A 24,372-nucleotide genomic window follows, 5' to 3' on the forward strand; every position below is an offset into this window, starting at 1 on the left:
ACAAACCGACGCCAAATGAAGGACACAACAATGAAAACACGCACCCCCATTCAGTTCACCGCCTTTGCCGCATTCGTTGCAGCACCGTTCGCGCTCGCGGCTCCGGCCATGGCGCAGGAAGCAGCCGGACCCGAAGTCTATGTCGGCGCGCAAGGCGGCTACCACGATCTTGGCGACAACCCGTTCGGCAAGGATGGCAGCCCGATTTACGGTCTGTTCGCAGGCGTCGACGTTCCCGTCGGCCCGCTGGTCGCCGGTGTCGAAGGCAACTTCAACCTGGGCTCGGGCATCATCGACCGCGAATATGGCGCAACCGGCAAGATCGGCGTGCGCGTTGGCGACAGCGGCCAGATTTTTGCCCGTGGCGGCTATCAGTGGGTCGATGTCAACGTCCGCAAGGCGGTTGGCGTCAATCCCCCGGCTGGCTTCGATGACACCAGCGGCGACTATCTCGTCGGCATCGGTGCCCAGTACAAGATCGGCACCAACACCGCGTTGCGCGTCACGGCCGATACGCTGGGCTTCGACACCACCCGTGTCACCGGTGGCCTGGCGTTCAACTTCTGAACGACCGGCCTTCGGGCTCTATCGGCTGAGTAATATCGGCTGAAACAGAACCCCGCCTGCCGCCCTTCCCCAAGGCGGCAGGCGGGGTTTCTTTTATTCCGCCGCTTCCATCGCCACCGCATCGCTGAGCGGATGGGCGAGCCGGGTCAGCATTTCCTTGGGGCACACCTGCCAGAACTGCGGCAGATAGCGATCCCAGTTGCGCAGGATCTCCTGCGCCCACTGGCTATCGGTGCCCTCGACATGCGCGGCGATCAGGCCCTTGAGGCGGTCTTCCCAATACAGGCTGTCGATGCGCTGCCAGGTGATCGATTCAGGGTTGGCGAGCCCCGCGAACCGGTCGTGGCGGTCGAGCACAAACGCCATGCCCCCGGTCATCCCCGCGCCGAAATTGCCGCCGGTCTCGCCCAGGATGACCGCGGTGCCGCCGGTCATGTATTCGCAGCCATTGGCGCCGCAGCCCTCGACCACCACTTCGGCGCCCGAGTTGCGCACCGCGAAGCGCTCGCCCGCCTGGCCCGCGGCGAACAGCTTGCCCGCCGTTGCGCCATAGAGCACGGTGTTGCCGATGATCGTGTTGGCATGGCTGACCAAAGGCGAGCTGACCGTGGGCCGCACGATGATGGTGCCCCCCGACAGCCCCTTGCCGACATAATCGTTGGCATCGCCGAACACTTCGAGCGTGATCCCCTGGCACAGGAACGCGCCCAGCGACTGGCCCGCCGATCCGCGCAGCCGGATGCGGACATGGCCCTCGTCGAGCGCCTTCATGCCGTAGATGCGCGTGATCTCCGCCGACAGCCGCGTGCCCACCGCGCGGTGGGTGTTGCGCACGTTGTAGGTCAGCTGCATCTTCTCGCGCCGCTCGAACACGGGCTTGGCATCCTTGATGATCAGCGCATCCAAGCTGTCCGGCACCGCATTGCGCCAGGTGTCGAGGTTGAACCGGCGCTGGTCGCTGGCGACATCGACCTTGGCGAGGATCGGGTTCAGATCGAGATCGTCGAGATGCTCGGCACCGCGGCTGACCTGACGCAGCAGATCGGTGCGGCCGATGATCTCGTCGAGACTGCGGAAGCCCAGCCGCGCGAGGATCTCGCGCACTTCCTCGGCGATGAAGGTCATCAGGTTGATGACCTTTTCGGGCGTGCCGGTGAACTTGGCGCGCAGCCGCTCGTCCTGCACGCAGATGCCCACCGGACAGGTGTTGGAGTGGCACTGGCGCACCATGATGCAGCCCATCGCCACCAGCGACAACGTGCCGATGCCGAACTCTTCTGCCCCCAGGATCGCCGCGATCACCACATCGCGTCCGGTCTTGAGCCCGCCATCGGTGCGCAGCTTGACCCGGTGGCGGAGCCCGTTGAGCGAGAGCACCTGGTTGGCTTCGGACAGCCCCATTTCCCAAGGGGTGCCCGCATATTTGATGCTGGTCTGCGGGGAGGCTCCGGTGCCACCGACATTGCCCGAGATCAGGATCACGTCGGCATGCGCCTTGGCGACACCCGCCGCGATCGTGCCGATGCCTGCTGCCGAGACCAGTTTGACGCAGACGCGCGCGTGCGGATTGATCTGCTTGAGGTCGTAGATGAGCTGCGCCAGATCCTCGATCGAATAGATGTCGTGGTGCGGCGGTGGACTGATCAGCGTGACCCCCGGGGTCGAATGGCGCAGTTTGGCGATATACTCGGTGACCTTGAAGCCGGGCAGCTGGCCGCCCTCGCCGGGCTTGGCGCCCTGCGCGACCTTGATCTCGATCTCCTCGCACGCGCCGAGATATTCCGCGGTGACGCCGAACCGGCCCGAGGCGATCTGCTTGATGCCGCTGTTGGCGTTGTCGCCATTGTCGCGCGGCGAATAGCGTTCGGACGCTTCGCCGCCCTCGCCCGACACCGCCTTGGCGCCGATGCGGTTCATCGCGATCGCCAGCGTTTCGTGCGCTTCGGGCGACAGCGCCCCCAGCGACATCCCCGGCGTGACGAAGCGCTTGCGGATCTCGGTGATCGCCTCGACTTCATCCAGCGGCACCGCCTTGGGCGCGTAGTTGAACTCCATCAGGTCGCGCAGATAGACCGGCGGCAGCTGGCGCACGCCCTCGGCGAACTGGAGGTATTGCGAATAGCTGTCCTTGGCGACCGCGGTCTGCAGCAGGTGCATAAGGCCCGCCGAATAGGCATGCGCCTCGCCGCCATCGCGCTGCTTGTAGAAGCCGCCGATCGGCAACCGCGCGACATTGGCGTCCCATGCCGCGTCGTGGCGCAATTTGGCGTTGAGGTGCAGCGAGGCATAGCCCTCGCCCGAGATCTTCGACGGCATGCCCGGGAACAGGTCGTTGACCAGAGCGCGGCTCAATCCCACCGCCTCGAAGTTGTAGCCGCCGCGATAGCTCGAGATCACCGCGATGCCCATCTTGGACATGATCTTGAGCAGCCCCTCGTTGATCGCCTTGCGATAGTTGTAGACGCATGTCTCGAGGCTGAGGTCGCCGCACAGGCCGCGGGCCTGACGGTCGGCGATCGACAGCTCGGCCAGCCAGGCATTGACCGTGGTCGCGCCTGCACCGATCAGCACCGCAAAATGGTGCGTGTCGAGGCATTCCGCCGAACGCACGTTGATCGAGGAATAGGCGCGCAGCCCCTTGCGCACGAGGTGCGTGTGTACGGCGGCTGCGGCCAGGATCATCGGGACGCCGACATTGTCCTCATCGGCGCTCTCGTCGGTCAGGAAGATTTCGGTGCTGCCCTCGCGCACCGCCTGCTCGGCCTCATTGCGGATGCGCGTGATCGCACCGCGCAGCTGCTCGGGGCCGCCATCGGCGGCGAACACGCAATCGATCTGCGCGACATTCGATCCGAAATCGGCCTTCAATCGCAGCCAGTCGGCATTGGTCAGCACCGGGCTGTCGAGCACCAGAACACGCTCGTTCTGGCTGTCCTGCTCGAGAATATTGGCGAGGTTCGAAAACCGCGTCTTCAGGCTCATCACGTGCCGCTCACGCAGCGAGTCGATCGGCGGGTTGGTGACCTGGCTGAAATTCTGCCGGAAGAACTGCGCGATCGGGCGCGGCTTGGCGCTGACCACTGCGAGCGGGGTATCATCGCCCATCGATCCGATCGCTTCCTTGCCGTCCTCGGCCATCGGCGACAGGATCGTCTCCATGTCCTCGATGGTCAGGCCCGCGGCCACCTGACGCCGGGTCAGTTCGGCGCGGGTCATGTCGGGCAGACTGTCGGGGCCGGCGGGTGGCAGGTCGGAAAGCTGGCGGAAGCCCTTGACCAGCTCGCGATAGGGCTGCTCGGCGGCGATCCGGTCCTTGATCGCGCGATCGTGATAGAACCGACCCTCATGCAGATCGACCGCGATCATCTGGCCCGGGCCCAGCCGGCCCTTTTCGACGATCGTGCTTTCGGGCAGCACCACCATTCCGGTCTCGGAGCCGATCACCAGCAGATTGTCGTTGGTAACCGAGTAGCGCAAGGGACGCAGCGCGTTGCGATCGACACCCGCGACGGCCCAGCGGCCATCGGTCATCGCCAGCGCTGCCGGGCCGTCCCACGGCTCCATGACGCTCGCCATATATTCGTACATCGCCTTGTGCTCGGGCGGCAGCACCTGATCGCCCTGCCAGGCCTCGGGCACCAGCATGATCTTGGCGGTGGGCGCCTCGCGGCCCGACCGGCAGATCGCCTCGAACACCGCATCCAATGCGGCGGTGTCCGACGCGCCGGCGGGGATCACCGGCTTGATGTCCTCGCTGTTCTCGCCGAACGCCAACGACGCCATCTTGATCTCGTGGCTCTTCATCCAGTTCTTGTTGCCGCGGATGGTGTTGATCTCGCCGTTGTGCGCGAGGCAGCGAAACGGCTGCGCCAGCCACCATTGCGGGAAGGTGTTGGTCGAATAGCGCTGATGGAAGATCGCGATGCGGCTTTCGAAGCGCGGATCGGTCAGATCGGGATAGAACACCGAAAGGCTCTCGGCGAGAAACAGCCCCTTGTAGATGATCGAGCGGCACGACAGCGAGCAGACGTAGAAATCGTTGATCTGCGCGGCGATGACCTTGTTCTCGATCCGCCTGCGGACAAGATACAGCTGCTTTTCGAACTCGGCGACATTCTGCTCGTCGGGCATCGGCCCTGCGATCATGATCTGCTCGATCTCGGGCCGGGTGCGCTGCGCCTTGTCGCCGATCACCGAGATGTCGACCGGCACCTGGCGCCAGCCATAGATGGTATAGCCCGCCTCGATGATCTCGCTCTCGACGATCGTGCGGCAGGTTTCCTGCGCCTGCAGATCGGTGCGCGGCAGGAAGATCATGCCCACGGCGAGCTTGTTGGGCAGCACCTTGTGGCCTGAATCGGCGATCGCATCGTCGAAGAAGCGCACCGGCAGATCGACATGCAGGCCTGCGCCATCGCCGGTCTTGCCATCGGCATCGACCGCGCCGCGGTGCCACACCGCTTTCAGCGCATCGATCGCGCTTTCGACCACCCGCCGCGAGGGCTTGCCGTCGGTCGCGGCTACGAGGCCGACGCCGCAGGCATCCGACTCATAATCGGGCCGGTACATGCCTTCGCGGGCCAGGCGTTCGTGTTCGGGTGTGGGATAATGGGTCATCGGGAACGTCTTTCTTGGCTGGGCGGCCCGGGTGACGGGCCTGCCCGGATCATTCGGGTGTCGCTGGATCGCTGAAGGAGTTCGCCCCGCCCGGTTTGGCAGGTGGTGGCAGATGCGCGGTCGCCGCCTCGACCTTGGCGGTAATAGCGGGCATCGCGGCCATCAATTCGGGCACGAACGACTGCATCTGCCCCATCAGCTCGGGGTTGACGAAGGTCATCATGAACTCGCCGGCAAAAGCCGTGCCCGATGGTGTCGCAAAGAAGCTGTTCATGTCGGCAAGCTGTTGGGCGGAGAATTTGCGCGCATAGACCATGGCCAGCGCCTCGCGGATGCCCGGCTCCAGCTTCTCGACCAGCGGGATCATTTCCTTCATCATCACATCGGTTGCGATGGTCGTCCGCTCGCGAAAATGCGGGTCGGCCTCGGTGGCCAGCTCGCCCAGCGTCTTGTCACCGGCGGCATCGGCGGTGGCCCCCGACGCTCCTGCGGCCTTGGCGAAATCCCCCGCGCGCATCTCGAACATCTGGTTCATCACCTGCTCCATCATGCCATTGATGACGCCATCCATCATCCGGCGATAGGTGCCCAGCGGCCAGAGCTTTTCGACCACCGGTCGTGCCGCGACCAGCCTGGCCGGATCAGCCGGCGGCTGGGCAGCTGCCTGAGCCTGCGCGGCCGCAGAGGTGGTCTGAGCGGCTGCCCCTGCCGGCACCAGCGCTGCCATCGCGACAGACGCAAGGGCGAGCCTGGCAAAACGCGGCATCGGCAATGTCGGGCGGTAGAACATCATTCTCATCCGGTTTGATCGAACAACACACGTATACGGCACACCGCGCAGATCAGGCGGCGACCTTTTCGGCGCCGGCGCGTGCACTGGCCTTGAGATATTTGTGCATGTGCTCGGCGACATCGCGGCCATCGCGGATCGCCCAGACGACCAGCGAGGCGCCGCGGACGATGTCGCCGGCGGCAAACACGCCATCCAGGCTGGTCATCATCGTCTTGTGGTCGACGCGCAGCGTCCCCCAGCGGTTGACCGAGAGGTCCTCGCAACCAAAGGCGCGTGGCAGATCCTCGGGATCGAAACCCAGCGCCTTGATCACCAGATCGGCGGGAACCGAAAAATCGCTGTCGGGATCGGGCTCTGGCGTGCTGCGACCCGAGGCATCGGGCGCGCCCAGCCGCATCCGGCTGGCGCGCACCGCGCTCGCGCTCGGCGTGCCCTCGACCGCGACGGGGCCCGAGAGCCAGACGAACTCGACGCCCTCTTCCTCGGCATTGAGCACCTCGCGCTGCGAGCCGGGCATGTTGATGCGGTCGCGCCGGTACAGGCATTTGACCGACGATGCACCCTGGCGGACGGCGGTGCGTACGCAGTCCATCGCAGTATCGCCGCCGCCGATGACGACGACGTTCTTGCCCGCAGCGTTCAGCGCGCCATTTTCGAAATCGAGGACCTCATCGCCAAAGCCCTTGCGGTTGGAGGCGACGAGAAAATCGAGCGCGGCGACCACGCCATCGGCGCCGATCCCGGGCACCTTGATGTCGCGCGCCTTGTAGACCCCGGTGGCAATCAGGATCGCGTCGTGCCTGTCGCGCAGCTCTTCCATGCTGGCGTCGCGGCCGACCTCGAAGCCAGAGTGGAACACGATGCCCGCGTCCACAAGCCGCTGAACGCGGCGCATCACAACGTCCTTTTCGAGCTTGAAGCCGGGAATGCCATAGGTCAGCAGCCCGCCTGCGCGATCGTAGCGATCATAGACATGGACGTCATAGCCGCCCATGCGCAGATATTCGGCGGCCGTCAGCCCTGCGGGGCCCGCGCCGATGATGCCGACCGACTGGCCGCGCGGACGCCCGACCGCGACCGGTTCGACCCAGCCCTGCTCCCAGGCGGTATCGGTGATGTACTTTTCCACCGATCCGATGGTGACCGCGCCGTGCCCGGAAAACTCGATGACGCAATTGCCTTCGCAAAGGCGATCCTGCGGGCAGATGCGGCCGCAGATTTCGGGCATCGTCGAGGTGAGATTGGACATCTCATAGGCTTCGCGCAGCCGCCCTTCCGCGGTCAGCCGCAGCCAGTCGGGGATGTGGTTGTGCAACGGGCAATGCGTCGAGCAATAGGGCACGCCGCATTGCGAGCAACGCGCGGACTGCTCCTGCGCGGCATGGCCGTCGAAACGGTCGGAGATTTCGTCGAAATCTTCGGCGCGCGCATCGGCAGCGCGCTTGGGCGGATAAGACTGGCCAAGATCGACGAACTTCAGCATCGCCAGCTTCTCAGCCGCCATGGCTGCCACCGTTGCGGTGGGTTGGTTTCCGGATTGCTCGGACATCGCCCCTGAACCTTAATCTGTGTGTCGACATAAATCGGCCAGACCTTCGAGGCCAGCCGCGCATCACGCAGCTTTAGGCGATTGGGCTGGCCGAGTCACGCATTTTTATTCCAATAGGTAAGCAACACTTCCATGTCTTGGGAGGGCTGAGACACCAAGGGACACTTGCCGTGCCCACCCCCATCAACTGGGTATCATTTCGGTCCCATTTTTGGGGGCGACACACCCCGGGCGAACGATTAAATGCCCCGCTGACCATTTTCAAAGCCCCTGACCGTGCGTTGCGCCGTCGCCGACTGAAAGCCGATCCGCATGGATTTCCTCCAGATGCTGCTCATCGCCATCGTTCAGGGCGTGACCGAATTTCTTCCGATCTCGTCTTCGGGGCACCTGATTCTGCTGCCGTTTCTGACCGGGTATGAAGATCAGGGACCGATGATCGATGTCGCGGTGCATGTCGGCTCGCTGCTGGCGATCATCACCTACTTCTTCCGCGATGTCTGGGGGCTGGCGCGCGGCGGTTTTGCAACGGTCGGTATCGGCAAGGCGCCCGCAGAACGCCGGCTGTTCTGGTTCATCATCCTGGGCACCATCCCTGCTGTGATCGTCGGGCTGTTCCTGAAACAGGGCGGCTACATGGAAGGCTTCCGCTCCACCCAGTTGGTTGCGATCAACCTGATCATCTATGGCGTGCTGCTGGGCATCGCCGACCGCCTCGGCCGTTCGGACCGCAGCTATGAGGACATGGGCCTCAAGGACGCGATCATCGTCGGCCTGGCACAGGCGCTCGCGCTGGTCCCGGGCACATCGCGCTCGGGCGTGACAATGACCGCCGCGCGCGTGCTGGGCTTTGGCCGCGTCGAGGCAGCGCGTTTCTCGTTCCTGCTGTCGATCCCGGCGGTGGCGGGCGCGGGCGTGCTGATCGTTCCCGATCTGCTCGAGGCCGGCGGCGACATGGTGATCGAGGCGCTGATCACCGGCGGGCTGACCTTCCTTGCCGCGCTGGGCACGATGGCGTTCCTGATGCGCTTTTTGAAGCGCGCATCGATGATGGTGTTCGTGGTGTATCGCATCCTGATGGGCGTGGCATTGCTGATCCTGTTCTAAGGCGCCTGCCCACGCCCTCACCTCCATCATCGCCTGCCACGATCTGCTGCTGACATCCGCCCCCGCTTATGGCAGCATGACTGCCAATATATAAGGCGCAGCAGCGCCAGGCGATCAGGATGGAGGATGACGATGAAGCGGATCTGGAAAACCGGCGTGATGGCGCTTGCACTTGCGACCCCGATGGCGGCGCAGGCGCAACTCACCGACGCTGAGCGCGCCGCGGTGCTGGCGCGGCTGCCCGCCGATGACGGCAGCGACCTCGCCGACGCCACCCGCGGCAAGATAGCTGACATTCCCGGCGGACTGATCAGGACAGCCGATGGCAAGACCGTGTGGGATGCGGGCGCGTTCGACTTCCTGAAGGCCGAAACCGCGCCTGCCACCGTCCACCCCTCGTTGTGGCGCCATGCCCGGCTCAACCATATCCACGGCCTGTTCGAGATCGTCCCCGGCAAGGTCTGGCAGGTGCGCGGCTATGACATCGCGGTGATGACGATCATTGCCGGCAAGACCGGATGGATCGTCATCGATCCGCTGCTCACCGAAGAAGCGGCCGCCGCCGCGATGGCATTGGCCGAACCGAAGATCGGCAAGCGCCCCATTTCCGCGGTGCTGTTCAGCCACAGCCATGCCGACCATTTCGGCGGCGTTGGCGGGATCATTTCGGCTGACGAGGTCAAGCGCCGCAAGGTGCCCGTGGTCGCGCCGCATGGCTTTGCCGAAGAAGCGGTGAGCGAGAACGTGTTGGCGGGCAATGCGATGACCCGGCGCAGCGCGTACATGTTCGGCACCGCGCTAGCACCGGGGGCCGAAGGTCGCGTCGACACCGGCCTGGGCACGGGTCTTTCGGTCGGCACCACCGGCTATCTCGCGCCCAACATGCTGATCGGGCCCGAGGGCGGATTGAAGACCATCGACGGGGTGCGGTTCGACTTCATGGATGCGGCGGGCACCGAGGCGCCGGCCGAGTTCCTGTTCTATCTGCCCGACTTCAAGGTGCTGCACACCACCGAGGTTTCGGTGAAGACATTGCACAACATCCTGACGCTGCGCGGCGCGCAGGTGCGCGATGCGCTGCGCTGGTCGAAGATCATCGACTCGGCTTTGGTCAAATGGGGCAATGAGGCCGAAGTGCAGATTGCCTCGCACAACTGGCCGACCTGGGGCCAGGCGCGGGTTGCCGCCTATCTCGAGAACCAGCGCGATGCCTATCGCTATGTCCACGACCGCACGCTGGGCCGCGCCAACTCGGGCATGACGCTGCACGAGGTCGCCGACGGCATCGCCGAGCCCTCCGCGCAGCAGCAAGCTTTTGCCTCACGCGGCTATTACGGCACGATCAACCACAACATGAAGGCGACCTATCAGCGCTATTATGGCTGGTGGGATGGGGTGCCTGCCAACTTCAATCCGCTGCCGCCGGTGACTGCTGGCAAGGGCTATGTCGAGCTGGCTGGCGGCGCCGATGCGTTGCTTGCTGCCGGGAAGAAGGCGCAAGGCGCGGGCAACCACCGCTGGGCCGCCGAACTGCTCAACCATCTGGTGTTCGCCGAGCCGAACAACGCCGCAGCCAAGGCGGCGCTCGCGGACAGCTACGAGGCCTTGGGCTTTGCCGCCGAGTCGGGCATCTGGCGCAATTATTATCTGGCAGGCGCCGCCACGCTGCGCGGCACCGAACTTCCGCGCCGCGGCGCAAGCACCCAGAGCCGCAGCTTCATCAGCGCGATTCCGACGGCCGAGTTCTTCGATGCGCTGGCCACCCGCTTTGCCGCCGAGCGATCGGGCAACATGCGCGCGCGGATCAACTTCATCCTGCCTGACACCAAGGAGACCCTGGGCATCATGGTCAACGGCGATGTCGAGATCCCGCGCTACGGCGCGACCCTGAGCGATGCCAATGCTACGGTGACACTCAACCGCAAGGACTTCGACGCGATCGTGCTGGGCGAGACCGATTTTCCGAAACTGATGCAATCGGGCGCGATGAAGATCGACGGCGATTCAGGCCTGTTCCTGCGCTGGCTGATGCTCCACCCGCCGTTTGACCCGGCGTTTGCCGTGGTGACGCCTTGAGAAGAGCGCTTTCCCCTACCGCTTGCGGGAGGGGTGGCTGAGCCGAAGGCGAAGACGGGGTGGGCCTGAAATTAGAGGCAGAACAGGCCCACCCCGGCCTTCGGCCACCCCTCCCGCAAGCGGGAGGGGTGATGTCTGTCCCTACCGCTCGAACCGATCGATCACCCACGGCTCGGCGAGCGCAGCTTCGGTCCACTGCGCCATCCATTCGTGGCCCAGCACCGCCTCGCTATAGGCGCGGGCGAAGCCCGGCAGCGTGAAGCCATAGGTTTCGAACCGGCTGATCACGGGGGCGAACATGATGTCCGCCGCGCCAAAGCTGCCGAACAGGAACGGGCCGCCGCGCCCCCAGCGCGCGCGCGCCTCGGCCCAGAGCGACAGGATGCGCATGACGTCCTGATGCGCCTCTGGGCTGACCGGCACGTCGGTGTGGCGGGCGCGCATGTTCATGCTGAATTCGCGACGCAGCGCCATATACCCGCTGTGCATTTCCGCCGCCATCGACCGCGCCAGCCCGCAGGCGACCGGATCCTTGGGCCAGAAGCGGTCGCGGTGGGTCTTGTCGGCCAGCCAGTCGATGATCGCCAGCGAGTCCCAAACCACCGCCTCGCCGTCCCACAGCACCGGCACCTTGCCGGCCGAGGGCTGGAATTCTTCACGCTGGCGGGTTTCGGCCCAGGCATCGTCATACAGCGGAACAACGATCTCTTCGAATGGCAGGCCGGACTGCTTGCACGCCAGCCAGCCGCGCAGCGACCAGCTCGAATAGGTCTTGTTGCCGATGTAGAGTTTCATGGCTGCCCTGCCGTGCTGGTCACTCGCTGATCGAATCCATCACGAAGCCGCGCAGTTCGTCAATCCCCATGCGCTTTTCGGACGAGGTGATGATGACATCGGGGAAGGCGGCGGCGTGCTTGCGGGCTTCGGCGCGGGTGGCGTCGGCGACCTTTTCGAGCTCGCTCGCCTTGATCTTGTCGGCCTTGGTCAGCACCAGCCGGTAGCTGACGGCAGCTTCGTCGAGCATCTTCATGACGTCGAGATCGACCTCCTTGATCCCGTGGCGGCTGTCGATCAGCACCAGGGTGCGCTTGAGCACCGCGCGGCCACGCAGATAGTCGTTGATCAGGAAGCGCCATTTCTTGACGACATCCTTGGGCGCCTTGGCATAGCCATAGCCCGGCATGTCGACGACGCGGAAACGCACCGGATCACCGATATCGAAGAAGTTCAATTCCTGCGTACGCCCCGGCGTCACCGAAGTGCGCGCGATCGCGCGCCTGCCGACCAGCGCATTGAGCAGCGAGGACTTGCCGACGTTCGAACGCCCTGCAAACGCGATCTCGGGCACCGATGGCGGCGGCAGGAATTCGAGCGCAGGCGCCGACTTGAGGAAAGTCACCGAGCCCGAGAACAGCCGGTTGGCCTCCTGCAGCAGCGGGTGGATGGTGGGCTGGGCTTCATCCATGTTCATTTTCCATTTCCTCGTCATTCCCGCGCACGCGGGAATCCCGCTTCTGCGCGAATGCTAAGACAGGTAGCGGGACCCCCGCCTTCGCGGGGGTGACGAGAAATCTGGCAACCATCACGCCTTGCTCTTGTCTTTCTCGGCCTTGGCCGCCTTGGCCGCCGCCTCTTGCGCCGCCAGTTCCTTCAATTGCGGATGGCGGCTGTAGAGCCACTTCTGCTGCGCGATGGTGAGCACGTTGGACATCGCCCAATACAGCTGCAAACCGGCGGCGAACGGCGCCATCACGAACATCAGCACCCACGGCATGATCGAGAAGACCTGCTGCTGGACCGGGTCCATCGGCGCGGGATTGAGCTTGAACTGCAGCCACATGGTGACACCCAGGATGATCGGCAGTATGCCGATGGCGATCATGCTCGGCGGATCGAAGGGCAGCAGACCGAACAGGTTGACCGGGGTCAGCGGATCGGGCGCCGACAGATCCTTGATCCACAGCACGAACGGCTGGTGGCGCATTTCGATGGCGAGCAGCAGCACCTTGTAGAGCGCGAAGAACACCGGAATCTGCAGGAACATCGGCAGGCATCCGGCGAGCGGATTGACCTTTTCCTTGCGGTACAGCTCCATCATCTCGGTCTGGAGCTTCTGCTTGTCGTCCTTGTAGCGCTCCTGCAGCGCCTTCATCTTGGGCTGCACCGCGCGCATCGAGGCCATCGAGGCGAACTGGCGCTGCGCGATCGGGAACATCAGCCCGCGGATGATGATGGTGAGCAGGATGATCGCGACGCCGAAGTTGCCGACCTGCTCGAACAGCCAGTTGAGCAGCTTGAAGATCGGCTTTTCGAACCAGATGAACCAGCCCCAGTCGACCGCGCGGTCGAGCAGCTTGATATCCTTGGCATCGACATAATCGTCGAGCAGTTCGGTTTCCTTGGCACCGGCAAACAGCATCGAGTTGGTCTCGATCATCCGGCCGGGGGCGACCACCTTGCTGTCGAACAGCAGCTCGGACTGATAGAGGTTGTTGCCCAAAGCGCGGAAGTTGCCCGCCATCTGGCCGGTCGAACCCGGCGCGGGGATCAGCGCGGACAGCCAGTAATGGTCGGTAAAGCCCAGCCAGTCGATGTTGCCGCCATATTCGACCAGCCGTTTGGGGTTCTCGTCGAGATCGTCATAATGCACGTCGAAATCGGCGACATCGTCGAACACGCCGAGCGGTCCGTTGCGCACGGTCCAGGTGCTGGGATCGGCATTGGCGCTGGTGCGGTTGATCAGCCCAAGCGGACGCACGATCGCGGGCGACGTGCCCGAATTGATGAAGCGCTGGGTGATGGTGATCAGATAATTCGCGTCGATCGCGTAGACGATCTCGAAGCGCTGTCCGGCAGGGTTGGTCCAGCGCAGGGTCACCGGCGTCGCCGGAGTCAGCGTGGCGCCGCTCGGGGCCCACACCGTCTGGCTGGTGGGGGTGACGACACCCTCGCCGATCCAGCCGAACTGCGCGAAATACTGGTCGGCGGTGCCGGCGGGCGAGAACAGGTGGACGAGGTCGCTGTCGGCGTCGAGCCGCTCGCGATAGTCCTTGAGCACGACATCGTCGATGCGCGCGCCGGTGAGGTTGATCGAACCGCCAACGCGCGGAGCGTCGATCGCGACGCGGGTGCTGTCGGCGAGAACGGCGGTGCGGCTGCGGATGATCTTGGACGCGCTGCCGGTATCGGGAACAGCCCCTGAAACGGAGCCGCCCCCGGGCGCGGTGTTGTCGAGGCCGGGACGCGGCGCGTTCGCCACATCCTCGACCGTTGCCGGGCGCGCTGGATAGAAGACTTCCAGCGCGTAAGGCCATCCGAACAGAATCAGGGCCATCAGGGTGATGGCCAGGATGACGTTACGCTGATTCTCCACGCTTCAAACCTCGTTCCGGTAATGCAATTCGGGGGCGCCTCATGTGCGCGTCAGGGCACCGGATCATGGCCGTGCCCGCCCCATGGGTGACAGCGCAATAGCCGCTTCATCGCCAACCAGCCACCCTTAATCGCACCATGCTTGTTGAGCGCCTGGATGGCATATTCCGAGCAACTCGGGCTGTAGCGGCAAGTCGGCGGCAGAATGCGCGAAGGGCCCATTTGCCAGCCCCGCGCGATCCAGATGAGGATCTGCTTCATCGCAGCCCCCTACCGCCGTTTGGGCTTGCCGCGCGGCGGACGGCGATCGGCCGATGCCTTGCCATCGCGCACCCGTTCGAGCGCGCGGACCATGTCCGCCTGCATCGCTGCGAAGTCGCGCGTCATGGCTTCGCCGCGCCCGATCAGCACATGATCGGCGCCGGCCAGGCCATGATCGGCGAGCACCTGGTGCACCATCGCCCGGAAGCGCCGCTTGATGCGGTTGCGGGTGACCGCGTTGCCGATCTTCTTGGTGACGGTGTAGCCGACGCGAATCTGTGCGCTGTCGTCGCCGCGCGGCTTGACCAGCAGCACGAACGCCGGAGTACCGACACGCAGGCCGCCATTGGCCGCGAGAAAATCGGAGCGTTGACGCAGCACGACGGGCGCGCCGACCATAGCCGGAGCGCCCGTCGATGCGGTCAAACTGGAAGGAAGATCAGCAGCCACGCCCGCATCCACGGGCGAAGCCCCGATCAGGCGCTCAGGCGCTTGCGGCCCCGCGCGCGACGGGCGCGCAGGATCGAACGGCCACCCGGCGTGGCAGTGCGCGAACGGAAACCGTGACGACGAGCGCGCACAAGGTTGCTGGGCTGAAATGTGCGCTTCATGCGGCACTCCTGAAAATCGGTGTTAGTGAATGATTCGCCGCGTGCCTGGGTGATACCATGCCCGCGAAAGCAGGCCGCTTACGGTTGCAGCCCGGCAAAGTCAAGCGATCCGCGCGAAACCTGCACCATTTCCGCCAGTCTGGAAGAGGCCCCCAGCGCGCACGCCGGTCACGCCGCGGCCGCCTCGCATGCGGTCAATATGCTCATCAGATTGCCGATCGGACTGACATCGCGCAGCGCGCGGGCCAGCGCCAGATTTCGTGCCGCCTCGTCAGCAAGGCCAGCGGCCTGATAGCGCTCCGGGGTCAACCGCGCGGTCAGCCGGGTTTCCAGCGCCTGCAGCCGCGTCACGAAGGCCTCGCTGCCGGTATCGTCGAGGTCGCCTTGCGCCATATCGGAGAGGTAAATCGTCAGCGCGAGGCACTGCATGTCGCGCGCAAACGCATCGGCAGGCAGCGTTATGGCTCGCTTGGAACTGATCAGCGGATAGCGGCTGGCGCATTGCGGCAGCATCGCCGGGGCATCGGTGGTCAATGTGTCGAGATTGGGCGGCGGCGCGGCGACCAGCTCCTCGACCTTGTCGACAAAGCCATCGGGAGCGTCGGCGGTCGCGGTGCGTGCGGCATCGAACAGGAACCACATCGCCTCGGCCATCGGCTCGGCCTGGCCGCGCCCGGTCAGCACCGCGGAATAAAAGCACATGATCGCAGCGTCCTGCGAACTTTCGGGCAATTGCGGCGCAGGTTGCGCCTGCGCCCCGGGAAAAGCGGCAAGGGCCAGCGCCGCGCCCATCAGCGCGGCACCGGCCCTTGCACGAAATCCTGAGGCAGGCCCGATCATGCAGCCAGTTTGCGCAGCACGTAATGCAGGATGCCGCCGTTCAGGAAGTATTCGAGCTCGTTGGCGGTATCGATGCGGCACAGCGCCTCGAAGCTGAACGTCGAGCCATCGGCGCGGATGACGTTGACGGTGACCTGCTGGCGCGGCTTGATCTCGGCCACGCCTTCGATGGTGAAGCTGTCGTCGCCGGTCAGGCCCAGGGTTTCGCGGGTATCGTCGCCCTGGAACTGCAGCGGCAGCACGCCCATGCCGACGAGGTTCGAACGGTGGATACGCTCGAAGCTTTCGACGATCACCGCGCGGACGCCGAGCAGGTTGGTGCCCTTGGCCGCCCAGTCGCGCGACGATCCGGTGCCGTATTCCTTGCCCGCGATGACCACCAAAGGCGTGCCGTCGGCCTTGTGCCGCATCGCGACGTCGTAGATCGGCATCACTTCTTGGCCATAGCGGCTCATGCCGCCCTCGATGCCGGGGACCATCTCGTTGCGGATGCGGATGTTGGCGAAGGTGCCACGCATCATCACGTCATGATGGCCACGGCGTGCGCCATAGCTGTTGAAGTCGGCGCGCGCGACCTGATGCTCCATCAGCCACTTGCCTGCGGGGCTGTCGGCCTTGATCGAGCCTGCGGGCGAGATGTGGTCGGTGGTGATCGAATCGCCGAGGATCGCCAGCGGCTTGGCCTCGATGATGTCGCCGACCGGTTCGGGGGTCATGCTCATGCCCTCGAAATACGGCGGGTTGGCGACATAGGTCGAGCCGGCGCGCCAGTTGTAGGTGTCCGAACCTTCGACGTTGATCGCCTGCCAATGCTCGTCGCCCAGATAGACGTTGGCATAGCGCGCCTGGAACATTTCGCGGTCCATGCAGGTCGAGATGGTGTCGGAGACTTCGAGGTTGGTCGGCCAGATGTCCTTGAGATAGACGTCCTTTCCGTTCGTGCCGGTGCCGATCGGGGTGGTGGTGAAGTCCTCGATCACCGTGCCCTTGAGCGCATAGGCAACAACCAGCGGCGGCGAGGCGAGGAAGTTGGCGCGCACGTCGGGCGAGACGCGGCCTTCGAAGTTGCGGTTGCCCGAGATCACCGCGGCAGCGACCAGGCCATTCTCGTTGATCGCCTTGCTGATCGGCTCTGCAAGCGGACCCGAGTTACCGATGCAGGTGGTGCAGCCATAGCCGACGAGGTTGAAGCCGACCGCATCGAGATGCGTCTGCAGACCGGCCTTTTCAAAATAGTCGGTGACCACCTGCGATCCCGGTGCCAGCGAGGTCTTGACCCAGGGCTTGGGCCTCAGGCCCAGCTCGTTCGCCTTCTTGGCGAGGAGGCCCGCAGCGATCATCACGCTGGGGTTCGAGGTGTTGGTGCACGAGGTGATCGCGGCGATCATCACGTCGCCATCGCCGATGTCGTAATCCTTGCCTTCGACCGCGACGCGCTTGTTGGCGCGCTTGTACGTGTCGGTCATGTCCTTGGCGAAGACGTCGTCGACCTCGGTCAGGTCGACGCGATCCTGCGGGCGCTTGGGGCCGGCGAGCGAGGGGATGACGGTCGACAGGTCGAGTTCGAGCGTGCTGGTGAACACCGGATCCGCGGCGTCGGGGTGGATCCAGAAGCCCTGCTCCTTGGCATAGGCTTCGACCAGCGCCAGCGCGTCTTCATCGCGACCGGTCAGACGCATGTAATCGAGCGTCTTGTCATCGATGCCGAAGAAGCCGCAGGTCGCGCCATATTCGGGCGCCATGTTGGCCAGCGTCGCGCGATCGGCGAGGCTCAGCGACGCCAGGCCCGGGCCGTAATATTCGACAAAGCGGCCGACCACGCCGTGCGAACGCAGCATGTTGGTGCAGGTCAGCACCAGATCGGTCGCGGTAACGCCCTCGTTGAGCGATCCAGTGAACTTGAAGCCGACGACCTCGGGGATCAGCATCGAGACCGGCTGGCCGAGCATCGCGGCTTCCGCCTCGATCCCGCCGACGCCCCAGCCGAGCACGCCCAGGCCGTTGATCATCGTGGTGTGGCTGTCGGTGCCGACGCAGGTGTCGGGATAGGCGACCGTCGCGCCGCTCTCGTCGCTGCTGGTCCACACCGCCTGCGCAATGTTCTCGAGGTTCACCTGGTGGCAGATGCCGGTGCCGGGAGGCACCGCCTTGAAGTTGTCGAGGCTCTTGGAGCCCCACTTCAAGAAGTCGTAACGCTCGCCGTTACGGTAATATTCGATCTCGACATTCTGCTCGAACGCCTTGGGGTGGCCGAATTCGTCGACCATCACCGAGTGATCGATGACGAGATGGACGGGGACAAGCGGATTGATCTTGCTGGTGTCGCCGCCCAGCGTCGCGATGGCATCGCGCATCGCGGCGAGATCGACGACGCAGGGCACGCCGGTGAAATCCTGCAGCAGCACGCGCGCGGGGCGATACTGGATCTCGGCGCTCGACACGCGGTCCTTCTGCCAGTCGACGATCGCCTGGGCATCGGCCACCGAAACGGTGAAACCGCCGTCTTCGAAGCGCAGCATGTTTTCGAGCAGCACCTTCATGCTGAACGGCAGCCGCGAGATATCGCCGAGCTTTTCAGCAGCCTTGGCGAGCGAATAATACGCGATGGACTTGCCGCCCACCTCCATCGTCGCGCGGGTGCCGAGCGTGTCCTGTCCAACAGCGGTCATGGGAAGTCCCTTCCAAAAGTAACAATGTGTTCTGGCGCCGGAGCGGCACCCAAGTGTGACGGTTCGCACCAAGGCCGGAATGGGGACGCGCGCGACCATTGACTGCGCGAAACCGGCGGGCCGATACGGAAAACCGTTATGCCGCGGCAGGCCTTAGCGCAAGGGGGTGTAAGGGGGAAGGGGGGATGGGGGTGGAGGCAGTGGTTGAAAAACCCAGCCGGTTGGGTTTACGATGCTTTCGTCAAATAGACCCCCCGCCTAGGGAGTGAATGACATGATAGCCAATCGACACTGGTCCGATAGCCAGGCAGACGCAGCGATCGAACGCGGCAAGGCCAAGCTTATCGCAGAACCACGCGCAATTGCCGCCCGCTATGACACTGCGGCGGACCGCATCATCGTCGATCTCACCAGCGGCGCCACCTTCGCCTTCCCCCCCGCATTGGTCGAGTTCCTGCAGGATGCCACCCCCGAGCAACTCGCCGAGGTGGAGGTGCAAGGCGCAGGCTTCGGCCTGCACTGGGAAACGCTGGACGTGGACTACACCGTGCCCGGCCTGATGAACGGCGTCTTCGGCACGGCAAGATGGATGGCCGCGCGGGCGGGTCAGGCGACGTCGAGCGCCAAGGTCCAGGCATCGCGCGAGAACGGGAAGAAGGGTGGGAGGCCGCGGAAGGTAGGGTAATGGGTTGAGTACAGAGTGCCCAAAATTGCCGGAGTGGCTGGAGTTACGGTCACATGGCTCAATCAGTCCTTTGGGTTCTGTTGCATAGCCCCTGGTGGCTGTGGCCGGTCAGACCCGCCGGGACATATGTCGCTAGCGGCGTGCTCTGACGTCGCCAATGCAACGCAGGCACATCGGGCGGCTGAGTTTCGGAGATACTCCGATACAGCGCCTATAAATTTCAAACGATCACTTCTTATATCGCTGATTCGAGAAAACTCTTTGTTCCACCTCACCATTTCAGAATTCCATAGATCCGCCTCTTTCTTTGTCATTTCGAACACTGGGCCGGCCGACGTTTCAACGCGACGGCCATACCGTTGGGGAGGATCGGGCCACGGCGCAACCTCGGGGATGATTGGCGAATAACCTTTAAGGTGCGCGCAGAGTTGAGGAGCTTTTTCCCTAATTTCAGCGAAATAAGGAAATAGCTCACTGCTGCCTGTCGGAGCAGAAATTTGATTTATTGATGCCAACGCTTGTTCGCCTGAGATAAAATACGTTCCTTCAAACCTATTTCCTGTTCCAAACGAAACTTGAATTAACCCTGACTCATATGCTCTTTGACGTCTAAATAGATCAAGGCGCCGCTGCTGTTTCATGGTTTCATCCCGAAGAGCGATACCTTCGGCACGTGACTGGCTGAGAGATTGCAGGGTAGCAAATGATTGCCGTTGAATCAAAGAAAGATCGCGCTCTGCACTCTGTAAACGTCCCTGTGCTTCAATGTAATTAGCAATCACGCGGTTGGTTGAGGCATCGAGCTCGAGCAGACGCTGTTCTTTCTCTGCCGCAGATTTTCTAGCTATCGCTGAGTCTTCTACCTGTCGATTAAGTTCGCTATTTCGGCGGGTTATCTCAGAACGAAAATAGTCCTCAAGCCCAGAAATCTGCATGGTCGTCCATATGCTCACGATAGCAACCAGCAGTGCAGCTGCAGCCACCATCACGTTCATCCACTCACGAACTTCAGTCCAATTTCGGGGAGTTGGAGTCTCTGTGCCTTCCGTCATCACTGATTCCATCTATTCGCTAACACTAGAAGCAAAATGCGAAAAGCCGGAGATACCTTATTAGCCTGGCCTACCCCCCAGTCCCCCCCACCGTCAGCCCGCTGACCAGCAGCGTCGGCTGGCCGACGCCTGCAGGCACGCCCTGGCCGCCCTTGCCGCACATGCCGACGCCTTCGTCCAAGGCAAAATCGTTGCCGATGCCGGTGACCTTGGTGAGCACGGTGGGGCCGTCCCCGATCAGGGTGGCGCCCTTGATCGGGGCGCCGAGTTTGCCGTTTTCGACGCGATAGGCTTCGGTGCACGAGAAGACGAACTTGCCCGAGACGATGTCGACCTGGCCGCCGCCGAAGCTCTTGGCGAAGATGCCGTTTTTCACGCGCGACAGCAGCTCTGCCGGGTCGTCGTTGCCGGCGCGCATGAAGGTGTTGGTCATGCGTGGCATAGGGGCGTGGGCGTAGGACTGGCGGCGGCCGTTGCCGGTGGGCGCGACGCCCATCAGCCGGGCGTTCAGCCGGTCCTGCATATAGCCGCGCAGAATGCCGTTTTCGATCAGCACGTTCTCCTGGGTCGGCGTGCCCTCGTCATCGATGCTGAGCGATCCGCGCCGGTCCAGGATCGAGCCATCGTCGACCACGGTCACGCCATCGGCGGCGACGCGCTGGCCGATGCGGCCCGAAAACGCGCTGGTGCCCTTGCGGTTGAAGTCGCCCTCGAGCCCGTGCCCGATCGCCTCGTGCAGGATGATCCCGGGCCAGCCGGGGCCGAGCAGCACGGTCATCTCGCCCGCGGGCGCGGCGACGCTTTCGAGGTTGGTCAGCGCCTGCGCCAGCGCCTCGTCGATCGCGCGGTTCCAGGTCGCGTCATCGAACAGGCCATCGTACAGATAGCGCCCGCCCATGCCGAAGCTGCCGACCTCGCGCCGCTCGCCGCTCGAAGCTACGATCGAGACATTGAGGCGGACCAGCGGGCGGACATCGGTGGCGACGAAGCCATCGGCGCGGACCACCTCGATCACCGACCAGCTGCCGATCAGGCTCGCGGTGACCTGCGCGACGCGCGGATCGCGCGCGCGCGCGGCAGCGTCGATCTTTTCGAGCAAGGCGATCTTGGTCTCGAACGGAATGCTCTCGAGCGGGTTGCCGTCGGTGTAGAGGTGGCGGTTGTTCTGCCGCGGCGGGGGTGCGGCCTCGCCCTTGGCGGGATCGAGCAGCTTGAGCGTCTCGGCGGCGCGGCGGATGCCCGCTTCGCTGACGTCGTTGGCGTGCGCAAAGCCGGTCATCTCGCCCGAAACGCCACGCAGGCCGAAGCCCGAGTCGGTCGAATAATCGGCGGTCTTGAGCCGACCATCATCGAACACGAAGCTCTCGCTCGCGGCATACTGCAGGTAGAGCTCGCCATCGTCGCAGCGGCTGAGCGCGTCGCGGGTGAGGCGCTGCGCGGCATCGGGATCGAGCGCATCGGGGCGGTAGAGGAACGAGCGGGGGTCTGCGGTGGCGATCATGGTCATGCCTGACATATGCGGCATGCGGGTGGATTATCCAAGGGCGTGCGGGTTTTTCCCCTTCTCGTCATTCCCGCGAACGCGGGAATCCCGCTTTGCTGCCCAGCCGAGAGAAGAAGCGGGACCCCCGCGTGCGCGGGGGTTACGAGAATGGGCAGGCGTGGAGTGGGCCTAGCCCCCCAACCGCTCCAAGGCCCGCTCGCGCCCGATCAAGGGAAGCAACTCGCCCATGTCCGGTCCGTGGTCCATTCCGGTGAGTGCGCGGCGCAAGGGCAGGAACAGCCCCTTGCCCTTGCGCCCGGTCGAGGCCTTGAGCACCTCGGTCCAGTCTTTCCAGACCGTGGCGCTGAACTCCAGCGGCTCGAGCGCGGCGCGCGCTTCGGTCAGGAATGCTGCATCCTCGGCCTCGGGCGCGGGCGCGTCGATCGGCCCTTCGATGATCCGCCAGTAATCGGCGACCTCGCCCAGATGCGCGATATTGGGGCGGATCGCGTGCCAGGCGGCCTCGTCGACTTGGCGCGGCAATTGGTCGGCCACCATCGCGAAATCGGCGGTGTGGATCAGCTGGCGGTTGATCCGCTCGAGATCCTCTTCGGCAAAGCGCGCAGGCGCGCGGCCGAAGCGGGCGAAGTCGAAGCTCTCGAGCAACGCCGCGCGGTCGTGCAGCGGCTCGACCGGATCGGACGTGCCCAGCCGTGCCAGCAAGGCGACGATCGCCTGCGGCAATATGTGCTTGTCGCGCAATTCTCCGACCCCCAGCGAACCCAGCCGCTTGGAGAGCTTGCCTTCCGCGCCCACCAGCAGCGCCTCGTGCGCGAACGCGGGCGGGGTGCTGCCCAAAGCGGTGAACATCTGCAACTGCACCGCGGTGTTCGAAACATGATCCTCGCCGCGCACGACATGGGTGATGCCCATATCGACGTCATCGATCGCGGAAGGCAGCATGTACAGCCAGCTGCCATCGGCGCGGCGGATGACGGGGTCGGAGAGGCTCGCGGCATCGAACTTCTGCGCTCCGCGGATCAGGTCGTCCCACGCGATCGGTTCGGCGTGATCCAGCTTGAAACGCCAATGCGGCTTGATCCCCTGCGCCTCCAATTCGGTGCGCTCCGCATCGGTCAGCGCAAGCGCAGCGCGGTCGTACACCGGCGGCAGGCCGCGGCCCAAGGCGATCTTGCGCTTGAGGTCGAGCTCCTGCGCGGTCTCGTAACAGGCATAGACCCGCCCCGTGTCGCGCAGCTTTCCGAACGCCGCGTCATACAGCGAAGCCCGCTCGGACTGGCGATATTCAGCGTCGGGGGCCAGCCCCAGCCAGGCGAGATCGGAGCGGATGCCCTCGACATACTCCTCACGGCAGCGCTCCTTGTCGGTATCGTCGATCCGCAGGATGAACTTTCCACCCGTCTTCTTCGCCCACATCCAGTTGTGCAGCGCGGTGCGGATGTTGCCAATGTGCAGATGCCCGGTGGGGGACGGGGCGAAACGGGTAATGGTCATTATGCAATCAGTTCCAGTTTTTCGTGTCGAGCGGCCTTGGCCAGCGCCTTGTCCAGCGTCAACAGCGGGGCGTCAACGCGCTTGGCAAGCTCGATATAGGCGGCATCATAGGCCGTGAGGTCGTGCCGTTGAGCAAGCCTCATGCAAGCGCCCCATGCATGCACATTCGTGCCCTCGTCGACGTGAATGCGATATTGCGAGAGGCTGGCCAATGCCTTTTCCAGTTGCCGATGGTCAATCCGCTTGCGGCGCAGGGCCATGCGCGCCAGATTGAGGACTTCGAGCCGCCAGTGCTGCGGAACCAGCGCGCGCCCCTCGACCATCACCGGCTCGAGCCCGGCAGGCATCAAGTCTGCTTCGTCGGGCAGGATCATCGGGCCAATGACGCTGGCGTCAACGACGCACAGCTTCAACGCTGGCCCTCGTTCTTCCACGCAATCATTTCCTCGATCGTAGCGGTCTTGCCTTGGGCGCGAAGCTCTGCACGCAGCTCCGCCAGCGCATCCCATGCCTTGCGTCCGCGCTCTTCGACCACTTCCTGATCGGTGATCGGCACCAGCTTGGCAGCGGCCTTGCCATGGCGGGTGATCACGATTTCATCACCCTGCTCGGCAGCAGCGATAAATTCGGAAACCTTATCCTTGAAAGTGGCAACGGGAACATGACGCATAACGCGATCCTTTCGGCCAGAATTATAGCCGGAAATTGCTCTCGCGTCTATGCCGTCCGGAACCGGTTGGTGATCGGATAGCGCCGGTCGCGCCCGAAATTGCGGATGCCAAGCTTCACGCCCGGCGGGGCCTGGCGGCGCTTGTATTCGGCGATATAGAGCAGGCGCTCGATCCGCGCGACGGTGTCGTGCTCGAAGCCGCGCGCGACGATATCGGCGACGCTCAATTCTTCCTCGATCAGGCCGTGCAGGATCGGGTCGAGGATCTCGTACGGCGGCAGGCTGTCGTCGTCGCGCTGGTCGGGGCGCAGTTCGGCGCTGGGCGGCTTGGTGATCACGCGGTCGGGCATCACCGGGCCATCGGGGCCCAATGCGAGCGGCGGCTTGTGCGCGTTGCGCCACCGCGACAGATCGAACACGGTGAGCTTGTAGGCGTCTTTCAGCACATTATAGCCGCCCGCCATGTCGCCATAGATGGTGGCATAGCCGACGCTCATCTCGCTCT

General features: G+C 64.2%; 21 protein-coding genes. 4 read left to right on the forward strand and 17 right to left on the reverse strand.

What is annotated here, in order from left to right; genetic code table 11:
• Nucleotides 1–30 precede the first annotated feature (30 nt).
• Nucleotides 31–567 (forward strand): outer membrane beta-barrel protein, encoded by a 537-nt coding sequence (locus tag QUV11_RS14500; RefSeq protein ID WP_300883606.1) that lies wholly within the window; start codon nucleotides 31–33, stop codon nucleotides 565–567.
• Between the two features lie 93 nt (nucleotides 568–660).
• Here the strand turns inward: QUV11_RS14500 and gltB are convergent, their stop codons facing one another.
• Genes gltB through QUV11_RS14515 form a run of 3 tightly spaced genes read right to left on the reverse strand, consistent with a single transcriptional unit; the run spans nucleotide 661 to nucleotide 7,481 of the window.
• Nucleotides 661–5,184 (reverse strand): glutamate synthase large subunit, encoded by a 4,524-nt coding sequence (gltB, locus tag QUV11_RS14505; RefSeq protein ID WP_300883607.1) that lies wholly within the window; start codon nucleotides 5,182–5,184, stop codon nucleotides 661–663.
• Nucleotides 5,185–5,233: 49 nt separating this feature from the next.
• Nucleotides 5,234–5,983 (reverse strand): DUF2059 domain-containing protein, encoded by a 750-nt coding sequence (locus QUV11_RS14510; RefSeq protein ID WP_300883608.1) that lies wholly within the window; start codon nucleotides 5,981–5,983, stop codon nucleotides 5,234–5,236.
• 43 nt (nucleotides 5,984–6,026) lie between these two features.
• Nucleotides 6,027–7,481, reverse strand: a complete 1,455-nt coding sequence (locus tag QUV11_RS14515) for an NAD(P)-dependent oxidoreductase (RefSeq protein WP_300883626.1) — start codon at nucleotides 7,479–7,481, stop codon at nucleotides 6,027–6,029.
• A gap of 357 nt (nucleotides 7,482–7,838) precedes the next feature.
• Here QUV11_RS14515 and QUV11_RS14520 point away from each other — a divergent pair, with 357 nt between their 5' ends.
• Nucleotides 7,839–8,633 carry an undecaprenyl-diphosphate phosphatase gene (locus QUV11_RS14520; protein ID WP_300883609.1) on the forward strand — a complete coding sequence of 265 codons (795 nt, stop codon included), beginning with the start codon at nucleotides 7,839–7,841 and terminating at the stop codon, nucleotides 8,631–8,633.
• A gap of 132 nt (nucleotides 8,634–8,765) precedes the next feature.
• Nucleotides 8,766–10,709 (forward strand): alkyl sulfatase dimerization domain-containing protein, encoded by a 1,944-nt coding sequence (locus tag QUV11_RS14525; RefSeq protein ID WP_300883610.1) that lies wholly within the window; start codon nucleotides 8,766–8,768, stop codon nucleotides 10,707–10,709.
• Between the two features lie 141 nt (nucleotides 10,710–10,850).
• On the opposite strand, the gene QUV11_RS14530 is transcribed toward QUV11_RS14525, so the two are convergent.
• The 8 genes from QUV11_RS14530 to acnA form a co-directional block, all read right to left on the reverse strand.
• A complete protein-coding gene (locus QUV11_RS14530; RefSeq protein ID WP_300883611.1) occupies nucleotides 10,851–11,504 on the reverse strand; it encodes a glutathione S-transferase family protein in 654 nt (217 codons plus the stop codon).
• Nucleotides 11,505–11,523: 19 nt separating this feature from the next.
• The gene (yihA, locus tag QUV11_RS14535; RefSeq protein WP_300883612.1) at nucleotides 11,524–12,180 is read right to left on the reverse strand and encodes a ribosome biogenesis GTP-binding protein YihA/YsxC; all 657 of its coding nucleotides are present in this window, start codon (nucleotides 12,178–12,180) and stop codon (nucleotides 11,524–11,526) included.
• A gap of 111 nt (nucleotides 12,181–12,291) precedes the next feature.
• Complete coding sequence (yidC, locus tag QUV11_RS14540) at nucleotides 12,292–14,082, reverse strand: membrane protein insertase YidC (protein ID WP_300883613.1); 1,791 nt, start codon at nucleotides 14,080–14,082, stop codon at nucleotides 12,292–12,294.
• Nucleotides 14,083–14,132: 50 nt separating this feature from the next.
• Complete coding sequence (yidD, locus tag QUV11_RS14545; protein ID WP_300883614.1) at nucleotides 14,133–14,342, reverse strand: membrane protein insertion efficiency factor YidD; 210 nt, start codon at nucleotides 14,340–14,342, stop codon at nucleotides 14,133–14,135.
• A gap of 9 nt (nucleotides 14,343–14,351) precedes the next feature.
• Nucleotides 14,352–14,792: a ribonuclease P protein component gene (gene rnpA, locus QUV11_RS14550; protein ID WP_300883615.1), complete on the reverse strand. Its 441-nt coding sequence runs from the start codon at nucleotides 14,790–14,792 to the stop codon at nucleotides 14,352–14,354.
• Nucleotides 14,793–14,818: 26 nt separating this feature from the next.
• Nucleotides 14,819–14,953, reverse strand: coding sequence for a 50S ribosomal protein L34 (rpmH, locus tag QUV11_RS14555; protein WP_300883616.1), 135 nt, complete (start codon nucleotides 14,951–14,953; stop codon nucleotides 14,819–14,821).
• A 168-nt stretch (nucleotides 14,954–15,121) separates the two neighbouring features.
• Nucleotides 15,122–15,793, reverse strand: a complete 672-nt coding sequence (locus QUV11_RS14560; RefSeq protein ID WP_300883617.1) for a hypothetical protein — start codon at nucleotides 15,791–15,793, stop codon at nucleotides 15,122–15,124.
• Nucleotides 15,790–18,462 carry an aconitate hydratase AcnA gene (gene acnA, locus QUV11_RS14565; protein ID WP_300883618.1) on the reverse strand — a complete coding sequence of 891 codons (2,673 nt, stop codon included), beginning with the start codon at nucleotides 18,460–18,462 and terminating at the stop codon, nucleotides 15,790–15,792. Before acnA ends, QUV11_RS14560 begins: the two co-directional genes overlap by 4 nt.
• Nucleotides 18,463–18,736: 274 nt before the next feature.
• Between acnA and QUV11_RS14570 the strand changes: the two genes are divergently transcribed.
• Nucleotides 18,737–19,147 carry a DUF2442 domain-containing protein gene (locus tag QUV11_RS14570; protein WP_300883619.1) on the forward strand — a complete coding sequence of 137 codons (411 nt, stop codon included), beginning with the start codon at nucleotides 18,737–18,739 and terminating at the stop codon, nucleotides 19,145–19,147.
• A 62-nt stretch (nucleotides 19,148–19,209) separates the two neighbouring features.
• Here QUV11_RS14570 and QUV11_RS14575 read toward each other — a convergent pair whose 3' ends face one another.
• The 6 genes from QUV11_RS14575 to nadE form a co-directional block, all read right to left on the reverse strand.
• Nucleotides 19,210–20,199 carry a hypothetical protein gene (locus tag QUV11_RS14575; RefSeq protein ID WP_300883620.1) on the reverse strand — a complete coding sequence of 330 codons (990 nt, stop codon included), beginning with the start codon at nucleotides 20,197–20,199 and terminating at the stop codon, nucleotides 19,210–19,212.
• 70 nt (nucleotides 20,200–20,269) lie between these two features.
• Complete coding sequence (gene tldD, locus QUV11_RS14580; RefSeq protein WP_300883621.1) at nucleotides 20,270–21,706, reverse strand: metalloprotease TldD; 1,437 nt, start codon at nucleotides 21,704–21,706, stop codon at nucleotides 20,270–20,272.
• A gap of 165 nt (nucleotides 21,707–21,871) precedes the next feature.
• On the reverse strand, nucleotides 21,872–23,197 hold the full coding sequence (gltX, locus tag QUV11_RS14585) for a glutamate--tRNA ligase (protein ID WP_300883622.1): 1,326 nt from the start codon (nucleotides 23,195–23,197) through the stop codon (nucleotides 21,872–21,874).
• Nucleotides 23,197–23,706 (reverse strand): type II toxin-antitoxin system VapC family toxin, encoded by a 510-nt coding sequence (locus QUV11_RS14590; RefSeq protein ID WP_300883623.1) that lies wholly within the window; start codon nucleotides 23,704–23,706, stop codon nucleotides 23,197–23,199. Before QUV11_RS14590 ends, gltX begins: the two co-directional genes overlap by 1 nt.
• The gene (locus QUV11_RS14595) at nucleotides 23,607–23,867 is read right to left on the reverse strand and encodes a type II toxin-antitoxin system Phd/YefM family antitoxin (RefSeq protein ID WP_300883624.1); all 261 of its coding nucleotides are present in this window, start codon (nucleotides 23,865–23,867) and stop codon (nucleotides 23,607–23,609) included. The genes QUV11_RS14590 and QUV11_RS14595 overlap by 100 nt, the downstream gene beginning before the upstream one ends.
• Nucleotides 23,868–23,914: 47 nt before the next feature.
• The coding region (gene nadE / locus QUV11_RS14600; protein WP_300883625.1) for an NAD(+) synthase at nucleotides 23,915–24,372 on the reverse strand (458 nt) is incomplete at its 5' end.

Source organism: Blastomonas sp. (assembly GCF_030373265.1).
Lineage (GTDB): Bacteria > Pseudomonadota > Alphaproteobacteria > Sphingomonadales > Sphingomonadaceae > Blastomonas.

Bases quoted from the DNA above. Each gene is read 5' to 3' on its own strand.
- QUV11_RS14530 (WP_300883611.1), bottom strand. From the start codon at position 11,504: ATGAAACTCTACATCGGCAACAAGACCTATTCGAGCTGGTCGCTGCGC.
- tldD (WP_300883621.1), bottom strand. From the start codon at position 21,706: ATGACCATGATCGCCACCGCAGACCCCCGCTCGTTCCTCTACCGCCCC.
- yidD (WP_300883614.1), bottom strand. From the start codon at position 14,342: ATGAAGCAGATCCTCATCTGGATCGCGCGGGGCTGGCAAATGGGCCCT.
- QUV11_RS14575 (WP_300883620.1), bottom strand. From the start codon at position 20,199: ATGACGGAAGGCACAGAGACTCCAACTCCCCGAAATTGGACTGAAGTT.
- QUV11_RS14560 (WP_300883617.1), bottom strand. From the start codon at position 15,793: ATGATCGGGCCTGCCTCAGGATTTCGTGCAAGGGCCGGTGCCGCGCTG.
- QUV11_RS14520 (WP_300883609.1), top strand. From the start codon at position 7,839: ATGGATTTCCTCCAGATGCTGCTCATCGCCATCGTTCAGGGCGTGACC.
- rpmH (WP_300883616.1), bottom strand. From the start codon at position 14,953: ATGAAGCGCACATTTCAGCCCAGCAACCTTGTGCGCGCTCGTCGTCAC.
- QUV11_RS14510 (WP_300883608.1), bottom strand. From the start codon at position 5,983: ATGAGAATGATGTTCTACCGCCCGACATTGCCGATGCCGCGTTTTGCC.
- gltX (WP_300883622.1), bottom strand. From the start codon at position 23,197: ATGACCATTACCCGTTTCGCCCCGTCCCCCACCGGGCATCTGCACATT.
- yihA (WP_300883612.1), bottom strand. From the start codon at position 12,180: ATGAACATGGATGAAGCCCAGCCCACCATCCACCCGCTGCTGCAGGAG.
- QUV11_RS14595 (WP_300883624.1), bottom strand. From the start codon at position 23,867: ATGCGTCATGTTCCCGTTGCCACTTTCAAGGATAAGGTTTCCGAATTT.
- acnA (WP_300883618.1), bottom strand. From the start codon at position 18,462: ATGACCGCTGTTGGACAGGACACGCTCGGCACCCGCGCGACGATGGAG.
- QUV11_RS14525 (WP_300883610.1), top strand. From the start codon at position 8,766: ATGAAGCGGATCTGGAAAACCGGCGTGATGGCGCTTGCACTTGCGACC.
- QUV11_RS14590 (WP_300883623.1), bottom strand. From the start codon at position 23,706: ATGGGATGCGCTGGCGGAGCTGCGTGCAGAGCTTCGCGCCCAAGGCAA.
- gltB (WP_300883607.1), bottom strand. From the start codon at position 5,184: ATGACCCATTATCCCACACCCGAACACGAACGCCTGGCCCGCGAAGGC.
- QUV11_RS14570 (WP_300883619.1), top strand. From the start codon at position 18,737: ATGATAGCCAATCGACACTGGTCCGATAGCCAGGCAGACGCAGCGATC.
- QUV11_RS14515 (WP_300883626.1), bottom strand. From the start codon at position 7,481: ATGGCGGCTGAGAAGCTGGCGATGCTGAAGTTCGTCGATCTTGGCCAG.
- QUV11_RS14500 (WP_300883606.1), top strand. From the start codon at position 31: ATGAAAACACGCACCCCCATTCAGTTCACCGCCTTTGCCGCATTCGTT.